The sequence below is a fragment of the Alteromonas sp. ABH4_452 genome, from assembly GCF_056311825.1.
This window is the reverse complement of sequence record NZ_CM149973.1, coordinates 1,538,023-1,556,207: the sequence shown is the minus strand read 5'-3', so window position 1 is coordinate 1,556,207 and position 18,185 is coordinate 1,538,023. Positions and strand designations below refer to the sequence as shown.

Annotated in this window: 14 protein-coding genes; 5 read left to right on the top strand and 9 right to left on the bottom strand. The window is 45.2% G+C overall.

What is annotated here, in order from left to right; genetic code table 11:
• Window positions 1-44: 44 nt before the first annotated feature.
• Window positions 45-869: a hypothetical protein gene (locus ACYX4N_RS06650; protein WP_474854996.1), complete on the bottom strand. Its 825-nt coding sequence runs from the start codon at window positions 867-869 to the stop codon at window positions 45-47.
• Between the two features lie 159 nt (window positions 870-1,028).
• Window positions 1,029-1,799 carry a SapC family protein gene (locus tag ACYX4N_RS06645; protein ID WP_474805345.1) on the bottom strand — a complete coding sequence of 257 codons (771 nt, stop codon included), beginning with the start codon at window positions 1,797-1,799 and terminating at the stop codon, window positions 1,029-1,031.
• A 393-nt stretch (window positions 1,800-2,192) separates the two neighbouring features.
• Between ACYX4N_RS06645 and ACYX4N_RS06640 the strand changes: the two genes are divergently transcribed.
• A complete protein-coding gene (locus tag ACYX4N_RS06640; protein WP_476056006.1) occupies window positions 2,193-3,443 on the top strand; it encodes a dipeptidase in 1,251 nt (416 codons plus the stop codon).
• A gap of 85 nt (window positions 3,444-3,528) precedes the next feature.
• Here the strand turns inward: ACYX4N_RS06640 and ACYX4N_RS06635 are convergent, their stop codons facing one another.
• The 6 genes from ACYX4N_RS06635 to ACYX4N_RS06610 form a co-directional block, all read right to left on the bottom strand.
• Window positions 3,529-6,804 (bottom strand): efflux RND transporter permease subunit, encoded by a 3,276-nt coding sequence (locus ACYX4N_RS06635; protein WP_476056005.1) that lies wholly within the window; start codon window positions 6,802-6,804, stop codon window positions 3,529-3,531.
• A complete protein-coding gene (locus tag ACYX4N_RS06630) occupies window positions 6,797-8,569 on the bottom strand; it encodes an efflux RND transporter periplasmic adaptor subunit (protein ID WP_476056004.1) in 1,773 nt (590 codons plus the stop codon). Before ACYX4N_RS06630 ends, ACYX4N_RS06635 begins: the two co-directional genes overlap by 8 nt.
• Before the next feature lie 2 nt (window positions 8,570-8,571).
• Entirely contained in the window at window positions 8,572-9,888 is a 1,317-nt protein-coding gene (locus tag ACYX4N_RS06625) for a TolC family protein (RefSeq protein ID WP_476056003.1), read from the bottom strand.
• A 314-nt stretch (window positions 9,889-10,202) separates the two neighbouring features.
• Window positions 10,203-10,673 (bottom strand): hypothetical protein, encoded by a 471-nt coding sequence (locus ACYX4N_RS06620; RefSeq protein ID WP_476056424.1) that lies wholly within the window; start codon window positions 10,671-10,673, stop codon window positions 10,203-10,205.
• Between the two features lie 232 nt (window positions 10,674-10,905).
• The gene (locus tag ACYX4N_RS06615; RefSeq protein ID WP_476056002.1) at window positions 10,906-11,994 is read right to left on the bottom strand and encodes an alpha/beta hydrolase; all 1,089 of its coding nucleotides are present in this window, start codon (window positions 11,992-11,994) and stop codon (window positions 10,906-10,908) included.
• 84 nt (window positions 11,995-12,078) lie between these two features.
• A complete protein-coding gene (locus ACYX4N_RS06610; protein ID WP_474805338.1) occupies window positions 12,079-12,819 on the bottom strand; it encodes a glutathione peroxidase in 741 nt (246 codons plus the stop codon).
• A gap of 236 nt (window positions 12,820-13,055) precedes the next feature.
• Between ACYX4N_RS06610 and ACYX4N_RS06605 the strand changes: the two genes are divergently transcribed.
• The 4 genes from ACYX4N_RS06605 (at window position 13,056) to ACYX4N_RS06590 (ending at window position 16,632) form a co-directional block, all read left to right on the top strand.
• Entirely contained in the window at window positions 13,056-13,751 is a 696-nt protein-coding gene (locus ACYX4N_RS06605) for an AAA family ATPase (protein WP_474854982.1), read from the top strand.
• On the top strand, window positions 13,711-14,034 hold the full coding sequence (locus ACYX4N_RS06600; RefSeq protein ID WP_476056001.1) for a replication protein RepA: 324 nt from the start codon (window positions 13,711-13,713) through the stop codon (window positions 14,032-14,034). Before ACYX4N_RS06605 ends, ACYX4N_RS06600 begins: the two co-directional genes overlap by 41 nt.
• Before the next feature lie 129 nt (window positions 14,035-14,163).
• Window positions 14,164-16,296 carry a tetratricopeptide repeat-containing diguanylate cyclase gene (locus tag ACYX4N_RS06595; RefSeq protein WP_476056000.1) on the top strand — a complete coding sequence of 711 codons (2,133 nt, stop codon included), beginning with the start codon at window positions 14,164-14,166 and terminating at the stop codon, window positions 16,294-16,296.
• Window positions 16,297-16,314: 18 nt separating this feature from the next.
• Entirely contained in the window at window positions 16,315-16,632 is a 318-nt protein-coding gene (locus ACYX4N_RS06590) for a GFA family protein (RefSeq protein WP_476055999.1), read from the top strand.
• Window positions 16,633-16,780: 148 nt separating this feature from the next.
• Here ACYX4N_RS06590 and prsR read toward each other — a convergent pair whose 3' ends face one another.
• Window positions 16,781-18,142 (bottom strand): PEP-CTERM-box response regulator transcription factor, encoded by a 1,362-nt coding sequence (gene prsR / locus ACYX4N_RS06585; protein WP_179984289.1) that lies wholly within the window; start codon window positions 18,140-18,142, stop codon window positions 16,781-16,783.
• Window positions 18,143-18,185: the final 43 nt, after the last annotated feature.

Sequence of the window (18,185 nt, the reverse complement as noted above, 5' to 3'; positions counted from 1 at the left end):
TGTTAATAATCGCTAGTTATCAATAGCTGATGGCTGAACTACCTTTAAAAACGGTAAGAAGCTGTGAGCGACGCTACGTCGCTTTCGATATCGCTATCAATATCTGTTTCATAGCTTGCCGCTACTGAGAATTGTTCATTCACCCAGTAATCTAAAGCCACCCCTACAGTTTTTAAGTTGTCAAAGCCGTCTGGCGCATTGGTGTAGCTATAGCTGCCTTGAACACTTAGACCTGGGCTAAAGAAGTATCGTGCACTTCCAGATAATACATCAACATCATCGGCAATGTATTGAGCAGTGAAGTCCCAACCGGTCCCTCCATTGCCTACTGTGGTGTAGCGTGTGAAGACAAGAGGTGAAGTTTCATTCTCACTTTCGCTGTAACTTTCTCCACCGGCATTAAAGTCGTACGTGGCACGCTGATAGATGACACCTGCGCCTATTTGCCATTGGCGTGATAAGTTAAACCCTACTTTTAAATCGATATTGGTGTAATCCTCATCACCAAAGTCGTCGTCAAATTTACTGTGGGCGCCTTCGATGGCTAGCATCCACGTATCGTCGAAATAGAAAGTTGTACCTAAGTTAAACACGTCGATACCGTCTAAATTAGCGTATCCACCAGACAGACTTGATACGCGCTGTAGATAAGGATTAATAAGGTAAGCGCCGCTATCGCCACTCACCTCGTCAAGGTAGCGCACATATCTAGCACCGTAGAGGTTATCATCTACCCCTTCAAAATCGACAGCGGTAACTTGTACTTCGTTTTGTGTAGCGGCATGTACTGCTGAGACTGAAAATACTGAAGCCGTAATGAGTGACAGTGCAGTTAGCGTTGTTGAAAGTTTATTAGATTTGATGTTCATGTCTTTTGTCCTTAAAAAATGTGTTGGGAACGATGTGTAAGATAAAGTATTAAAACTTAACGGTTTCTGAACGAAACATGACGAAGTCTGAACGTAAATGCAAGGTACAAAAAAACCCGCAACTTTGCGGGCTTTTAAACTTAAAAAATGAAGGAGCGATTACGCGTTTGGCGTCGCTTCCGCTGGCGCTTCTTCCGCTTTGACAGCAGAAAGCTGCATGTTGCGAATTGGGTTATCTGTATCGTTTGAAAGCTCAACAAGACGATTAAGCTGACCCACTGACATCATTACCGCATAAATTGCACCTAGGAAGCCTTGTTTGTGTAGCTCAAGTACTTGCTCTTCAGGCAGCTCAAGAAGTTTCTTCTCGTTAATGCTCATCATGCCTGTAACATTGCGCTGCTTACCGTCTTGATAAGTAAGGCGAATTTGAATTGGATCAAGAAGGTCTAGTTCAACAACTTTTGCTACAAAACGCTGTGTTAGCATTTCACTATTAGCAAGGTCTGCTAGGAACTTCTGACGGCTATCAAGGAATTCACTGGCTTCACCAGCTTCAGTGAATAGAGCTTGGCCTTCATCAGAAATTAGGTCAGAATTTTCATCAATATAAACCCCAAGCTTATCGCCGTCTGGACGTACGTCAAACGGGTAGCGAAGGATGTTCATTGGAACGTGAGGACCTTTCCAGCTGTCGCCAGTTAGGAAAAGGTTTTGACCTTGCTCCATACCAAGCATAGTGACAACGTGATGACGCTTAGATGCAGTGTCTTCAATGAACACTAGCGGCATTGTTGCAGCAAGTTGTGCAAATTCACGGATAGTTGCTGCTGCAAGGTGTGTGTTTTTCGCGAAGCTGAAAGATGTGTTTACCGCAACCTTTAGGTCTTTATGCTTTTCTTTATCTAGCGGTACAAAATTAATAGCCATATTTATTTCTCATACTTGTTAGCTGTGGCCCCGGCTTAATTATGTGAGAAGAGCGGGTGCCACTAAAAAATTACGTCGGCCGCGCTGATGCTTAGTAGTCATCGATAATTGGCGGAGCGCTTGGGAGTATCCCGTATTCGCGCAATGAAGTCACGCAGTCTTCACCATAACAAGTTTTAAATTTTTATTGCAATGTAAACTTGAGGTAAACAAGCACAAGCGCTCTAAAAATGAGCAATATCGACTAATTTAGGGATGTACGTGTTCAATCTGAGGTAAATGCATAGCAAGTAAAAGTCTATTGTCGCGGTGTGCATTATCCTTTAGTCTCGTATTGCTACTTAGTTAGCGGTTGTTGACCTAAGCGACAAAAAAACAAAATAAGGATTTTCTATGAAGGGGCGCTTCCCACTCTCTACTTGCGTATTACTTATCTCTGCGCTTTTTGCTTCACACTCTTCTCTTGCTAAGAGCTCAACTTATTCAGCATCTGAAAAAGCTATCACGATCGCACAAGAAACCATTATTGTAGATGGTCACATCGACGTTCCCTATCGCGTAAAGGAAAAGTGGGTGGATGTTACTAAAGCTACTGAAGGTGGAGACTTTGACTACCCTCGCGCAGTTTCTGGCGGCCTAAACTCCCCCTTTATGAGTATTTATGTACCTGCCAGCTTGGACAATTCGCCTGAATCTACCCAACTTGCCCATGAGCTCATCGATTCAGTAGAAGCCATTGTTGCCCGCGCACCAGATAAATTTGCCATTGCTAAAAGCCCTTCTGACGTAAAAGCCCAATTTGAAAAAGGGTTAATTTCACTGCCAATGGGTATGGAAAATGGTTCTCCTATTCAAGGTGATTTGGCGAATCTAACGGCTTTTTACGAGCGCGGCATCCGTTACATAACCCTTGCTCACAGCCAGGCTAATCACATCTCTGACTCTTCGTATGATCTGCGTAGAAAATGGAAAGGCTTAAGCCCATTTGGCAAAGACTTAGTAGGCGAGATGAATAATATCGGTATCATGTTAGATATTTCTCATGTTTCTGATGACGCTTTTTATCAGGTTATCGAGCTAACAAAGGTGCCAGTTATAGCATCGCACTCTTCACTGCGCCGGTTTACACCTGGCTTTGAGCGCAACATGGATGACGAGATGATCAAAAAACTCGGCGAAAATGGCGGTGTAATTATGATTAACTTTGGTTCAAGTTTTGTGTCTAAAGAAGCCGGCAAGTGGCGCAGAGGGCTTACGGCTGCGCGCAAGGCGCTGATTGAAAAAGAAGGCGAAGATAGTCCTAAGCTAGAGAACTTCGAAGAAAGCTACCGTGAAAAAGTACCTTACCCTTATTCAACCCTTGATGAAGTGCTTGACCATATCGACCACGTGGTAAAACTGATTGGTGTTGATCATGTAGGTATTGGTTCAGACTATGACGGTGTAGGTGACTCATTACCCATTGGACTTAAAGACGTAGCGAGTTTTCCAAACCTAGTACAAGGACTGCTGGATAGAGGCTATAGCCGTGCCGACATTGAAAAGATATTGAGTGGAAACCTTTTACGCGTTTGGCAGCAGGTAGAAGACTATGCGGAAGAGCATGCGGAAGGTTATGCTAAAGATCACGCGGCAGCGCACTAGTCGCGCAACGCTTTAAAAATGAAGCGTAGGGAAGCGTGTTATCGCTTCCCTATTCTTTTTGTACTGTATCGCACGTTCAATTCTATTATCTTTTGCGTGACACAATTAAGTAAAACGCGCTTGGCAATACCAACAGCGTTAGTACCAGTGCACTCGCCATACCGCCTACCATAGGCGCCGCAATTCGCTGCATCACCTCACTACCGGTTCCAGTGGCATAAAGCACAGGCAACAAGCCCACAATAATAGAAAGTGATGTCATCATGACTGGGCGAAGCCTTGCCGAGGCAGCATGGACAATAGCCGTTTTAACAAGCGCATCTTTTTTAGTGTTGCCATCTTCTGTTGCGTGGCTCCTAAGTGCTTCTGATACATATTGGTTTAGATAGACCAGCATGATAACGCCTATTTCTACCGCTACACCTGCTAAGGCAATAAACCCAACACCTACCGCCACCGACAGATTGAAGTTAAGAAGGTAAAGCAACCATACACTGCCCACCAGCGCCAACGGTAAGGTAGCGAGTATGAGTGCCACATCGCGAAGGCGCTTAAATGCCAGATAAAGCAAAAGGCAGATAATGGCTAACGTTAGCGGTATAACCACCGACAGTTTTGCCTTTGCGCGCTCAAGGTAAGCAAACTGCCCCGCCCACGTAATGGAGTATCCAGTGGGTAAATCAAGGTGCTGTGACAAATGACGTTTCGCGCTATCTACATAGCCCCCTAAGTCAATACCTGTGGCCGAGTCTGAGGAGATATCAATGTATACCCATCCATTTAATCGGGCATTTTCGCTTTTAATCCCCGCCGGCCCGTCGTCAATACGCAGGGTCGCGACATCGCCAAGGGTAATGTGGACACCGCTTGGCGTGACAAAAGACATGGATGCTAAAGATTCAGGCGTATCGCGGTAGTGCTGTAAAAAACGCATGGCGATAGGAAAACGCTCACGCCCTTCCACTGACTGCGTAACCACTTTGCCGCCCACTGCCGAAGCTAGAATACTGTGAACATCGTCTATCGTCATGCCGTAACGCGCCGCCAACTGCCTGTCGATATCGATATAAACATAACGACCACCAACCACCCGCTCAGCATATACTGATGCTGTGTTTGGCAGGTCTTTAAGCAGTGTCTCTATATCCTTTCCGATGGCTTCAATGCCCGCAAGGTCAGGCCCCGCAATCTTGATCCCAACCGGTGTTTTTATCCCGGTTGCCAACATGTCGATGCGGGTTTTAATTGGCATGACCCACGCATTGGTCAGCCCAGGAAATTGCACCAGAGCGTTAAGCTCTTCTTTGAGCTTTTCAGTGGACATGCCCTCCCTCCACTGTGCTTTGGGTTTAAGCTGAATGAAGGTTTCAATCATGGTCAATGGTGCAGGGTCTGTGGCCGTATCCGCCCGTCCAATTTTCCCGAATACCGTTTCAACCTCGGGCAAGGTTGCAATAAGCTTGTCCGTCTGCTGTAAAAGCTCTCTGGCTTTACCCACTGAAATACCCGGGTAGGTTGTAGGCATATACATCAAATCGCCTTCGTCCAGTTCGGGCATAAATTCGCTACCTAGTTGGCTTAACGGCCAGTACATTGAAAGCAACAAGCAAAATGCTCCCGCCAAAGTGAGCATTGGGTAGTTAAGCAACCGCGTCAGCAATGGTTGATATACGCGCTCTAAAGCTCTATTTACCGGGTTCTGGGCTTCAGATCGTATTTTTCCGCGTACAAAATAACCCGCCAGCACAGGAACTAAAGTAATTGCCAGCGCCGCAGCTGCTGCCATGGCATAGGTTTTGGTAAAGGCAAGAGGCGCAAAAAGACGCCCTTCTTGCGCTTCTAACGCAAAAACAGGAATAAAGGATACGGTTATAATTAGGAGCGCAAAGAATAAAGCTGGGCCAACTTCGGTGGTCGACTTAATCACCAGTTCCCAACGTTTGGCAGCCGAAAGCTTTGCAGATGTTGGCGCAAAGGTTGGTATAGATGTTCGCGACTGGGCACTCCCTGACCCCTTTTGACTTGCTGAATCCCTTTGACTCGCTGAGGCTTCCTGACTTGCTGAGCCCCCTTGACTTAAAAAAGCAGCATGCTGATGAATGTGCTTGTGTAAATTTTCAACCACAACAATAGCGCCATCCACCATTGCACCAATAGCGATAGCAATGCCACCTAAAGACATGATGTTGGCATTAAGTCCCTGCAGCTTCATTACGATAAAGGCGGCGAGAATACCAATAGGCAAACTGATTAGCGCAACCATAGATGAACGTATGTGAAACAAGAAGATAGCGCACACCAAACCGACAACCACCAATTCCTCTACTAGCTTATTGGTGAGGGTATCGACGGACTTATTAATAAGGGTGGAGCGGTCGTAAACGGGGACTATGTTCACCCCTTCCGGCAAGCTCGCTTTTAGTGAATCCAGCTTAGCTTTAACCGCATCGATAGTGGCCTTTGCGTTTTCGCCATAGCGCATCACTATAATGCCACCCACGGTTTCGCCATTCCCGTTTAGTTCAGCAATACCGCGGCGCATCAACGGGCTTTCTACCACTTGAGCTACATCGTTAATCGTTATGCTAACGCCGTCTTTTATAACACCTGTGGGCAACGCCAGTATGTCGTCAATGCCCTGAATGTAGCTTTGCGCACTAACCATGTACTCTGCCTCGGCCATTTCAATAACCGAAGCGCCTGACGCGCGGTTACCCCGTTTAAGGGCAATTTCTATCATAGATGGCTGAATGTTATAGGCACGTAATTTTTCAGGGTCGACAATAACTTGGTATTGTTTAACCATCCCTCCAACAGACGCAACTTCAGATACGCCTTCAACTGACTGTAGCTCAAACTTCAAGAACCAGTCTTGCAACGCCCTTAACTCACCAGCATCTAGCGCATTTGGCTGACTAGCATCGTTCTCCAACGCATAAATGTAAACCCAACCTACCCCTGTCGCATCTGGACCTAACTGAGGTGTCACGCCTTCTGGAAGTTGCGAAGACGCCTGACTTAGGTATTCCAGAACGCGACTTCGAGCCCAATACATGTCTGTATTATCATCAAAGATAATATATACGTAGGCATCGCCGAAGAATGAATACCCTCGCACCGTCTGTGCGCCAGGCACTGACATTAGCGCAGATGTAAGTGGAAAGGTCACCTGATCTTCCACCACTTGTGGCGACTGACCGGGATAGCTTACTTTCACTATAACTTGGACATCAGATAAATCAGGGATAGCATCAACGGGGGTATTTTTCACCGCCCAGACACCCGCAATACTGAGCATAATAGCGCTCAGCAATACCAGTATTCTATTGTTTACCGACCAGCGAATAACCGATTCAATCATGGTGCATATGCTCCTTATGATTTATCGATTTTTGTTCTGCCGACTTATGCTCTATTGATTTATGCTCCATAGATTTATGAGCCATTGACTTATGAACTGTGGACTCATAAGCATCGCTTTGCTCTCCGTCGCCCTTCAGATTGCCTGCATCATGTTTATGATTGCTGTGACCTGAGTCATGCACCATGTCATTGCCCATTGCATGTTCACTGCGCTTTCGCATATCAATAACCGTGAAATCTTCGCCAGTCACAAAGGTGAACATGATGTTGTCACCTTCTTTGAACTGAGATAAGTCAATATGCTTTGATACCGCAAATGACATTGTCGCAGGTCCCCGTCCCCATTTTTCAATCGGTCCGCGAGCGATCACTAACTTTGCGTTATTCGAAGCGCCATTCGTTTCGGCGTCAGCCGGCAAGTCAATTGCCTCAATAATACCTGTTGTCGTGGCCTGGTCATCAGGCGCTTTCATTCGCTCAAAGTCACTGCTTTTCGACGACTCTGAATCAATCAAAAATTGCGCTGATACCACCACATCATCCTCTGGCAACAAGCCTTCGACGACTTCAAAATGTGTACTATCGCTTTGCCCCAGTGCTACGCGTACTGACTTAAAGTTGCCATCGCCATCACTGAGTACCACTTTTGCGCCCTCAGCCGTGCGAATAACGGCACTACGAGGAACCAGTAACGCCGCCTTGCGTTGAGTAGGCTTTATTCCAACGTGGGCAAACATATTGGGCTTTAACGTGTGGTTGCTATTGTTTAGCGGTATGCGCACTTTCAGGGTTCGCGTTGTTTCTGACAAAGACGGATAAATATACTCTATGTGACTTTCCCATTTAGCACCTGACCCATGGGTCATTTCATCAAGGGTAACCACAGCGCTATTATGAGGCGCAATGATTTGCGCGTATTTTTCAGGCACCTCAGCAATCACCCACACCGTATCTAGCTGCGCGATGCTCATCAAGGTTGTCCCGGGCTGAACGTAAAATCCTTCCCTGATATTCAGCGCTTCTACCACACCGCTTTGCGGCGCGTTAAATGTGACGGTTTGTGTTACTCGTCTAGTTTTTTGCAATGCATCAATAACGCCCTTCGATAGCCCCAGAGTTTTTAGGCGCTCGGCTGCGCCCTCAATTAAACGTGAGTCTCTTCGCTTAAGGGCTAAAACGAATTCTTCTTGGGCGCTAACTAATTCTGGCGAATACAGGGTATAAAGTGCCTGTCCTTTTTCAACTTGCTCACCTTGGGATTTAATGAAAAGCCTGTCGACCCAACCTGATACTCTAGGGTGGATGTGCATAATACTCTCTTCATCGTAGGCCACGTTGCCCACCGCCGTTACGGTCTGTTGAAGTGTTCCAATGGTAACAGGCGCGACTTTAACCCCCATATTGTGCTGAACATTTGGCGGAATCATTACGGTACCAGGCGAACGCTCATTACTTTTCGCAGATGTTGCGTCGTCATTGGCGTATACCGGCACTAAGTCCATTCCCATCGGTGACTTTCCCGGTTTGTCACGGCGATAGCTGTCATCCATAGGCGCTACCCAATATAAAGGGGCTTTCCTTACGCTTTGGTCACTTTCATCACTACCGAGCTTAGATAAAAATGATGTGTCAGGCGTAAATAGTGTGACTAGACCAAAAGTAAATAGGCCGCCAATTAGTAGGCCTATAATCAAACCTTTTACAAGCGTACTTTTGAAAGCTGCGTTTTTCGTTCGAGTGTTAGAGTTTGATAGAGACGTCATATTTACTGCTCTCTCTGAGAAAGATGGGCGTTGGATGGCAGATACAAATAAGCAAGTGACGCCAGTGTTCTGGCGTGCTCGATGTCGATTTTGAGTAAATCATCCTGCACCTGTACTTGCTTGAGGTTAGCATTGACAACATCACTAATATCACCGGTGTCTGTGGTGTAAGCTGTCAGTTCTGCTTCAGAAAGTTGCTGTGTTTCACCAATTAACGCCGTTTCATAAAGCGCTTTGCGCTCACTTAGCGCTGACAAGCGTGATTTAAGCACCTCTGCATTCGCGGCAAGCTCGTTCACTTTCAAGCGGAAGTCCGTTTCAGACGCACTCATTTTGGAAGCCGCGGCGGCTATTGAAGCGTCTTGACGAGACTTATTGAAAAACGGAAGGTCTACTTGAACACCCAATGACACAAAGTCAGCCCGGCTTGCGCCATTTTGCGCGTCTTGTCTGTATCCATAGCTTGCTTCAAATGCCCACTGAGACTTAGTTTGTTCTCGCGCTATATTTAGATTTTGCGCCTCTATCTGGGTTTGAATCTTAAATAATGTTGCCTCGGGGTGATGCTGTAGTATTGAAAAAGGCTCACTGCTCTCAATAACCGTTAAGAACGAAGAAAGGTTGAGGTTGCTGTCGTTTAAGATAGCATCGAGCTCGATACGCTTTGGATAAGAAGGCGTTGATTCTTGCGTTGATTGAGCCAGCGGTGCGCTTACCGATTCATCTAGCGGCGTGATTACAGACGCATCTAGCGGTGCGCCGAACCATTTTGAAAGTGCAGATTTCGCTTCATTTCTTTGTTGGTATGCCTGCACGTATTTATCGTCTAAAGACAACAATGCCAAGCGCACTTGCAGTATATCTTGCTGCGCCGCTGCACCAACGCCTTGACTGTATCTGGAGTCAGTAAAATCGAGTAGCTGAGTAAGCAATGATTTCTCTTTGTCCAATAATCCAATGCGACGTGTTGCATAGACCCAGTTTAACCAGGTAAGGGTAACTTCACGTTTAAGCCACGCCTTTCTCGCTTGGCTCTGTACCGACATTTGATCAGCCATAACTTGATACTTTTGCTGGCTGTAAAAATTTTCATCGCCTCGCGGTAATTGCTGCTTCAAACCCACTTTAAATTGCGTCATTGGCTCTTGGTCAAATGCGAAGCTGTCGGTAGGCAAGTTTTGCACAGACGCTGAAACCTGAGGATTTGCCCAATATGATGACGCTTCAGCTTCTGCATTAAAGCGATCCTTTCGATGTGCATTCCCTTTGAGTAAAGGGTCATGGTCAATAGCTAGCTGCAGCGCTTGTTCTAGGCTCAAAGTCTGCGCCTTAGCAGGTTTATTAGTCATCAAACAAGAAGAAAGGACAAAAAACAGACCGAACAAGGCCCTTATTTTATTAAGCCTGGCAGTGCCCACTTTTTTAGGTACCGAATAGTTGCTCATGTATAACATCACTTTTTAGGTGTAAGGCGTGTTGACGTTGCCCCGCTCTTCGCTAAATTTGACAAAGAGAATTAGCAAAAAGGCTTACCACGCGTTACATAGATAAAAGATCAGAGATATCTCAAAACGAAAAGACACCTCGTTGAATCAAAAACGTCTCTGCGGCAAAGCAAATCCGCGAGATAGATCTATGCTGTGAAAAGTGATTTAGGTGGGCGAAACTGCCCGAAGTGAGGAGGTGTACTCTGCCCTAGAATAGGCGCAATGGCAGCCATTCTTGCTACCGATATTTCGGTCTCGACTGTAGGCTGGATAAGCGCACTAGCGCTAATATTAAAACAATGATCGGTTGGGCAATTACATTCGTCTTTGCAGCAAGACATGTCGCTCATCTGCGTTGCTTTTACGGTATTCACGCCTGCACCGCTGACGTGGACGCCATTGACTTGGGCAGGCTCGCTCATGTTGAGTTTAGCACTTAAATCCGCATGTTGTGATGACAACTCATGTTGCTGACAATGTGTATTAGCAGACTCAGGTGATTGAACTTGATGATAAGCATGAGGTGAATCCGACTGCGGTGTCATCACCGACATTGAATGGGCATGTTCGTATGAATGTTCAATAGATACAGCGCTACCTGACGACACAAGGGACATCATTAAAAACAGTGTAAGAACCCACGAACTTGCGTTCGTCGATTTATACCGTTTAAGCGCTAAACCAAACCGAAACTTTCTCAAAGACTGTACTCAGAAAAGTGCTATATATTCACACAATGCAACGAAATAATAGCGTGATGTCACCGACCAGTAAAGCCAGTCGGTAATATCGTTAATCTAGGGCCGGTTGACCTTAGTTGTACACCAAAGGTCAACAGGTCCCAGTAATTTATTTAAACTGCGACAAATAATCTTTCAACATCAAGCCCATTGTCGAGAACAGTGGGTTTGCTTTAGGTACCGCACATTCTTCCTGCTGATTCACCATGTTTGCGTTAAAATTCATTTTATTGAGCAAGCTTGTATTCACGACTAGATCTGCGTGGCACAACCCGTAGGATTCATCGATAACGAAAAAAGTGTTCGGACCTTTACTTGCTTCCATTAACTGCTCTATGCCGTGAATTGGCGTAGTGACATCAGCTTGAGAATGAGCGGCAAATAATGGCACTTCAATTTGCTGCCCTTCCTCGACTTTGTCGCGAATGGTGTTAATTAAGTCCATCAATTCCAACCCAGCTAAACCCGCCACGTTAGGATATTTGTAAGGGTTAGGCCCATGGGTTTGATAACTACCATCAATCACTCGCGCTAAAAGCTTAATTCCCCATATTCGAGACATGCTTTCCGCGTTATCAGACAGGGCTAGCGCACCAGAAAATAACATTAATCCGTCGATGTTGTTTACATCATTACTAGCTTCATCAAGATAGTGCTCAACCGCTAATGCCCCACCTGTAGAAAAGCCACCAACAAGCAAGGTATCGCCCATATTATCGGCCAAACTGACAACTTCATCTACATGTGACTGCCAGCGTTCAGCTAAATCCCAGTCAGACATGTCATCACCGGCGTCGCGTTTACCATGCCCAGGTAGAAGCGGCACGACTACGGTAAAACCCTGTTCAAATAATAGATTGGCAATTTCACGCATGAAGAATGGCGAATCACTTAGGCCGTGGATAAGCACTGCCACCTTGCTGCTTGATTTGTTAGTCAGCATGAAAGGGGCATTGCCTTCATTACGCAATACGTTGCTGCAAACAGAAAAGCGATTGAGTGCTGTTTCTCTACACGGCTGGGTTTGCCCCCACTCTTTTTCATAAAATGCTTTGAACTGATTTTGCAGATCTGAAAAACCTCTGCTTTTCATTTCGCTAGTATCGGGTATAGATAAATTAGCGGCTATAGCCATATTTGCACCTAAAAGCGCAACAATACCTACAAGCATTTTTACAAAAAACTTCGATGACACCATTATTCTCCGCTACGGATAATTAATAAAAAACGGGAGCAGTTTACCATGCTCCCGTTTTTTGTACCGATTAAAACCTACAAAGTATTAACTAAAGTACGCCTCTAGATCGTCTGACCCACCAATGTGCTTACCGCCAATGAAAACTTGCGGCACGGTTTCGCGACCACTAATCGCCGTTAAGCTTGTTAGAGAGGCATCTTTGCCCAACACAACTTCTTCGTATTCATAACCCTTTTCATCTAGCAACTGTTTAGCTTTAGCGCAGAAAGGGCAGCCTGGTTTTGTGATAATAGACACAGGAGCATTAGTTTGCTCTTCTGGCGCAATGTAAGCCAACATAGTATCTGCATCTGACACTTCAAACGGGTCTCCAGGAACATCTGGCTCAATAAACATCTTGTCCACAACGCCATCTTTCACAAGCATAGAGTAACGCCAGCTTCTTTTTCCAAAGCCTAGCTCCGCTTTATCTACTAACATGCCCATGCCGTGAGTAAATTCACCGTTGCCATCTGGGATCACCGTTATGTTTGCGGCTTCTTGGTCAGCTGCCCATGCGTTCATAACGAAAGTGTCGTTTACTGAGATACACACTATGTTGTCGATACCGTGCTTCGCAAACTTCTTTGCTAATGCGTTATAACGAGGTAGATGCGTGGACGAGCAAGTTGGTGTAAAAGCACCTGGAAGTGAGAACACCACGACATTTTTGCCAGAAAATAATTCATCGGTCGTTTTCGTTACCCATGCATCCCCTTCTCGACATGGAAACGACACGCTTGGTACTTTTTGGCCTTCTTTGGAAGTGAAACGACTTTCTGACATAACAACCTCTTATCGGTAATTTCTACTGTAAATATTCATTTAAGAGTAGAAGACTAGAATGAGTCCAGTCACAAATCAATAGGTATTATCTTACATTCGTTAATATCGATTTTGATGCTGAAGCTCGCTTCTAGCCTGCCTATGCTTTTAGTCGAGGTCGGGGAGAGTCATGTTATCTATGAAGGTTCCCGCAACGCTCAACATTTTAACGTAAGCGATATTCGAGGGTTATCACCATGATTATTTTAGTTGGTGGAGAAAAAGGCGGTAGCGGAAAAAGCTGCTTGGCACAGAACATTGCAGTGTATCTTCGCACTGAAAAAGGTGCCAAGGTATTGATGGTGGATTGTGACCCGCAGCGAACGACCTCAGACTGGATCCAAGAGCGTAAAGCAAACCCTCGTCTTGCTGAAATTAACTGTGTTCAATTATATGGCAAAATACGTAACGAATTGCTCAGTCTGCGACAGTATTACGATTACGTAGTGATCGACTGTGGTGGACAAGACAATCTTGCATTGCGCTCATCAATGGCGGTTGCTGACCATATACTGATCCCACTTAGACCTAAGCGTCGTGACCTCAAAACCGTGCCTCACATGGAAGATATTTTGTCGACTTGTAAAATGGTCAACCCGAAAATGAACGCAGCTTTTGTGATTACACAATGTCCTTCACTTCCTAGTCTCGCTAACCGCATTTTAGAGGCAAAAGAAGTGTGTCGTTCATTCGGCATCCCTGTTTTAAACTCTGTCACCTTCAGTAGAAACATGTATGACGATTCTGAAGAATCAGGACAATCGGTGATTGAGAGTGAACCTGAGGGCAAAGCCGCCACGGAAATACGAACCCTGTTTGAAGAGCTATTAGCTGGCAAATTGGAGGATGCTTATGAGTTTGCTCAACCTCAAAAAGTCGAAGCCGTTAGCTAAGCCCAATCTTCGTTCGATAGAAGATTTTATTGATGATGCGCTGCTTTATGCGCAAGGCAAACTTGATAAACAAGAAGAACAAGGAAGAAAAGGTTGCGTTAAAACCGTAAACAGCCAGGGCGTTGCACCAATAAGAAAACCGGCGAAAACGGAAGGTATGCGTCACGCTACCTTTACCTTAACGCCGCAGTGTATTGAAAAGCTTGCAGATATTGCTCATAGAACAGGAAAAGCAAAGTCAGCGCTTATTCGCGAGTGGATTGAAGAAAATAGCAAATATTAAACTAAAGTATAAATCCAAATACGTATAAGATTCGTTTTATCCTTCAAAATAATAAAGTTGCTAGGCCAAAGGCCTATTGAGATACTTAGTATTAAGCGTATTCTGACAGCGTATAGGAGATACAATAGAATGGGCCGTGGAGGATTAAACACAGCGCGCGTGCTGGTGTGTGCCCTGATGATTGCTGTATATCTTACATCAAGCAAGTCAGTAAAAGCGTTCGAACTGTTTCATACAGAAATCAGGCAGATTGAAAACCTGCTTAACACTAAAAAATATGCCGAAGCGGACAGCACAGCGCTCTTGCTTTTAGAACAAGCGTTGCAACAAAAGCAGATGCCTGCAGATACCTTTTCATCACTAGGTGAGCTACTGCAAAACGCATCTCGCTTTGAGGTATCAAAAGCCATTTTTAATGCTGCGTTAGAGCGTTACACCCTTGAAGGCCGTCTCAATAAAATGGCGTCAACGCTTTTACAGCTCGCCACCTCAGAGCGACACCTGTCTAATTATACGAATGCCGTAACCTATGTCAGGCGCGCTATGTCTATCGCACAAATTGAGCGCGATGAACTTTTAAAAGCCCGATTAAATCTCGAGCTAGGCATAATCCAACAAGAGCAAGGTGAAATAGAAGCGGCGTTAGAGCCACTGAAAAACGCGCTACGTTACTTTCGGGAAAATAACATGGCTAACGAAATGAGCCATTCCCTACTTCGCATTGGCGAAATTTATAGTTTACTTAATCAGTCCACGTTGGCCCACACCTACTATCAAGATGCATTCGATAGCATTCAAAGCACGGGGTCGCCTAAACTTCTTGGCTCAATCAAAACACGTATGGGCGAGCTGTCACTAAAGTCCGGCGCCATTAAGCAAGCCATACAAACCATAAATGAGGGCCTTACTCTTCTGCTTTCTACTAACGACGTCGGTGGCATTGCACAAGCAAAAATGCTAATGGGTAAAGCATTCGTTGAAAATGGCGAGGTTGCTAAAGGTAGAACACTTCTGCAAGAAGCCATACAGTTCGCAAGTTCATCGGGCCAGACAAAATTAATGAAAGAAGGCCGACTCGCCCTCGCTCAAGCCTATATGAAAGAACAAAATTTCGAACTGGCACTTACAGAAGCGAGAACAGGTACTATCGATGCGCGTACAAACAGAGATATTCGTGGGCAGTTGAGCTTCCTTTCATTGCAGCTTAGTGCTTTTGTATCTTTAGGTGAATTTAAAAAAGCCTTGGATATTCAATCTGTCATTCAACAGTTGCGCGAAGTTTTGCTCGACTCAGAAAACAAGTCAGCCATTGAGGGGCTTCAGGCTGAAATTGAGCTTGTGCGTCAGTCCCGTACACTAGAAAAACTGGAAGAGTCGAAGCAACTTGTGCTTGCCCAAGCTGAGCGTGAAAACTTACAAACCACCTTGTTTTGGAGTGTATCTCTAGCTGCACTTCTGCTCACATTTTTAGTTTGGAGTCGATACAAACAGCGCCAACAAACTATTATTCTACGTCGCGAAGTTAGACAGCAAACCTTAACACTACAAGAAAAAAACCAAGAATTAGAACGCGCTTACAAAACCCTAGAGGAAGTAAGTTTGCGTGACCCTTTAACCGGATTGTACAACAGGCATTATCTGGAGTCACAGCTTCCGGGCGAAATTAGGCGTAGTCAATTTTCAGCAAGACAAAACCCAAATGCCAATAAGTCTAAACAAGACTTACTCTGCCTTCTTATTGACATTGATCACTTCAAGCGGATCAACGACGACTATGGGCATATAGCGGGAGACAAGGTGTTGTCAGCATTTGCCGGCGTCCTAAAAGAGGTATTCCGGCAAACCGATCTCATTATTCGATGGGGCGGCGAAGAATTCTTAGTAGTGTGTCGACAATCAAACAGAGAAGAGTTACCGGAGCTGGCAGAGCGCTGCCGGGAAATGGTGGCTCGCACTTCTTTTGATATTGGTTTAGAAAAGCCTATCTACATTACCTGTAGCATTGGTTTCTCTCTCCTTCCCCCAGATAAAGAAGATGACTTTGATACCGCATGGAAGCGCACGTTTGCCGTTGTAGATTATGCGCTGTACGCAACTAAGCTGTCCGGTAGAAACGGCTGGGTGGGTGTTATAGAAACTCTTGAAACACCGAGAGCGCACCCAACTTTGTTAGATACTAAGTTCAACTTTCCTGGTTCTAGAATTGCCACGTCTTTTAATAACGTAGCCAGTATTCAATGGCCAGACACCCTCGATAAATAGCAGTAGAGGAAATGAGATATGTATAGAGGAAGTTGCAGTTGCCAAGCCATTCAATATGAAATTGGACATATTGATGAGTTCGAAGCCGACGATGAGACACTCACTCAGACAGACACCAGTAAACTGCGTATGGCAGTTGAAAAAGAAAGGCTTGTCATTGACTGCGCGCCTTCCGCGTTAGCCGAGTTACATCAAGCAGACGGTGAAACGCACCATGTATGTAACGTGTGTGGAAGCGTAATATGTATAGAGGTGAGCCCGAATAAAGTGCTACTTGACGTCGTGTTTAGCGGTCACGACGCTTTAGCTGAGCCTCACCGCCAATTTATTTTTTAAAGCAGTTCTAGTCGGTTTAGCTCAGCTCAGTTAAATAAGAACAAGCGATATACAGCAAAGCCTATTGACTGTTTAATAACGCGAATGAAAAGGGTGAGAAGCATCTCATCCTTTTCGCGTTAGTACCTAAAGCTATGATGACAACGTTTTAGTCACTGTTTTTAATATCTTCCATGTGGTACTTATCAATTAACGAATAAAGTGTTGGTCGGGTAACGCCAAGCAGCTCGGCAGTTTTCGACATGTTTTTGTCCGCTTTTTGATATGCTCTTCGTATCGCACGACTTTCGGCTATTTCTCGCACTTCACGCAAGTTTAATGTTTCAGGCTCATCGTGGGCGTCAACTGGCATTAACCCTAGGTCATCAGGCTGTATTACCGTCCCTTCAGCCATGATCACCGCTGACTTGAGCTTGTTTTGCATCTCACGAATGTTGCCCGGCCATTTATGGGCTAACATGGCATTGACTGCCGTTTCTGAAAAACTCTTGGCTTTGGCTTTAAACTCTTCGCGGTAAATGTTCAAGAAGGTACGAGCAAGCAGAATAATGTCTTGATCCCTCTCCCGTAGCGGCGGGATCATAATGGGCATTTCGCCCACTCGATAATATAAATCTTCTCTAAAGGTTTCTTGCGCGACCATGGCTTGCAAATCTCGGTGAGTCGCACAAATCACGCGTATATCAACGGGAATTTCATTGCGCCCACCAACCCGTTCGATCACTCTCTCTTGCAAGAAACGCAGCATCTTAGCTTGCAAACCAATAGGCATATCGCCAATTTCATCTAAAAATAGCGTACCGCCCTGTGCCGTTTCAATCTTACCTACTGTGGTTTTATTAGCGCCTGTAAATGCCCCTTTTTCATACCCGAACAGCTCACTTTCAAGCAGGTTTTCTGGAATAGAAGCACAGTTTATCGCCACAAAGGGTTTATCTTTTCTTGGGCTATGTTCATGAATGCTGCGTGCAAACACTTCTTTACCGGTGCCACTTTCACCAAGCAATAGCGTACTGATATCGGTATTGGCAATTTTCTCGGCGCGACGAACCACTTTTTGAATAGCTTCACTATTGCCAACTATCCTCGACATACCTGAACGAGTGCGCGCTAAAATGCTGTTCTCATGTTCTAGTTTCGACAGGTTTAACGCGCGATTGACCAATAATTTAATAGTGTCTGAGTCGATAGGCTTTTGATAAAAATCGTACGCCCCGAAATCAATGGCTTTAAGCGCATTTTGCTTATCGCTGTTACCTGTGACCACGATGACTTTTGTTCTTGGCGCCAGCTTAATAATGTCGTGAAGGATTCGTAAGCCCTCAGAAGCGTTGGCAGGGTCTGGTGGAAGCCCTAAATCTAGCGTAACCACTTTAGGTTCAAAACGACGCAGCTGAGCAATGGCAGAAGTATGATCGTCAGCAAAAACAACATTGTAATCCGTAAGGCTCCATTTAAGCTGCTTTTGAATGCCTAAATCATCATCTACTACCAAAATGGTATCGGTCATTTCATCATCCTATTAATCTACTTCATCCATCCGAGGAATGTGG

Excerpts from the sequence above, each read along its gene's own strand:
- ACYX4N_RS06640 (WP_476056006.1), top strand. The coding sequence starts at position 2,193 with ATGAAGGGGCGCTTCCCACTCTCTACTTGCGTATTACTTATCTCTGCG.
- ACYX4N_RS06605 (WP_474854982.1), top strand. The coding sequence starts at position 13,056 with ATGATTATTTTAGTTGGTGGAGAAAAAGGCGGTAGCGGAAAAAGCTGC.
- ACYX4N_RS06590 (WP_476055999.1), top strand. The coding sequence starts at position 16,315 with ATGTATAGAGGAAGTTGCAGTTGCCAAGCCATTCAATATGAAATTGGA.
- prsR (WP_179984289.1), bottom strand. The coding sequence starts at position 18,142 with ATGACCGATACCATTTTGGTAGTAGATGATGATTTAGGCATTCAAAAG.
- ACYX4N_RS06635 (WP_476056005.1), bottom strand. The coding sequence starts at position 6,804 with ATGATTGAATCGGTTATTCGCTGGTCGGTAAACAATAGAATACTGGTA.
- ACYX4N_RS06595 (WP_476056000.1), top strand. The coding sequence starts at position 14,164 with ATGGGCCGTGGAGGATTAAACACAGCGCGCGTGCTGGTGTGTGCCCTG.
- ACYX4N_RS06615 (WP_476056002.1), bottom strand. The coding sequence starts at position 11,994 with ATGGTGTCATCGAAGTTTTTTGTAAAAATGCTTGTAGGTATTGTTGCG.
- ACYX4N_RS06620 (WP_476056424.1), bottom strand. The coding sequence starts at position 10,673 with ATGTCCCTTGTGTCGTCAGGTAGCGCTGTATCTATTGAACATTCATAC.
- ACYX4N_RS06600 (WP_476056001.1), top strand. The coding sequence starts at position 13,711 with ATGAGTTTGCTCAACCTCAAAAAGTCGAAGCCGTTAGCTAAGCCCAAT.
- ACYX4N_RS06645 (WP_474805345.1), bottom strand. The coding sequence starts at position 1,799 with ATGGCTATTAATTTTGTACCGCTAGATAAAGAAAAGCATAAAGACCTA.
- ACYX4N_RS06650 (WP_474854996.1), bottom strand. The coding sequence starts at position 869 with ATGAACATCAAATCTAATAAACTTTCAACAACGCTAACTGCACTGTCA.
- ACYX4N_RS06630 (WP_476056004.1), bottom strand. The coding sequence starts at position 8,569 with ATGACGTCTCTATCAAACTCTAACACTCGAACGAAAAACGCAGCTTTC.
- ACYX4N_RS06610 (WP_474805338.1), bottom strand. The coding sequence starts at position 12,819 with ATGTCAGAAAGTCGTTTCACTTCCAAAGAAGGCCAAAAAGTACCAAGC.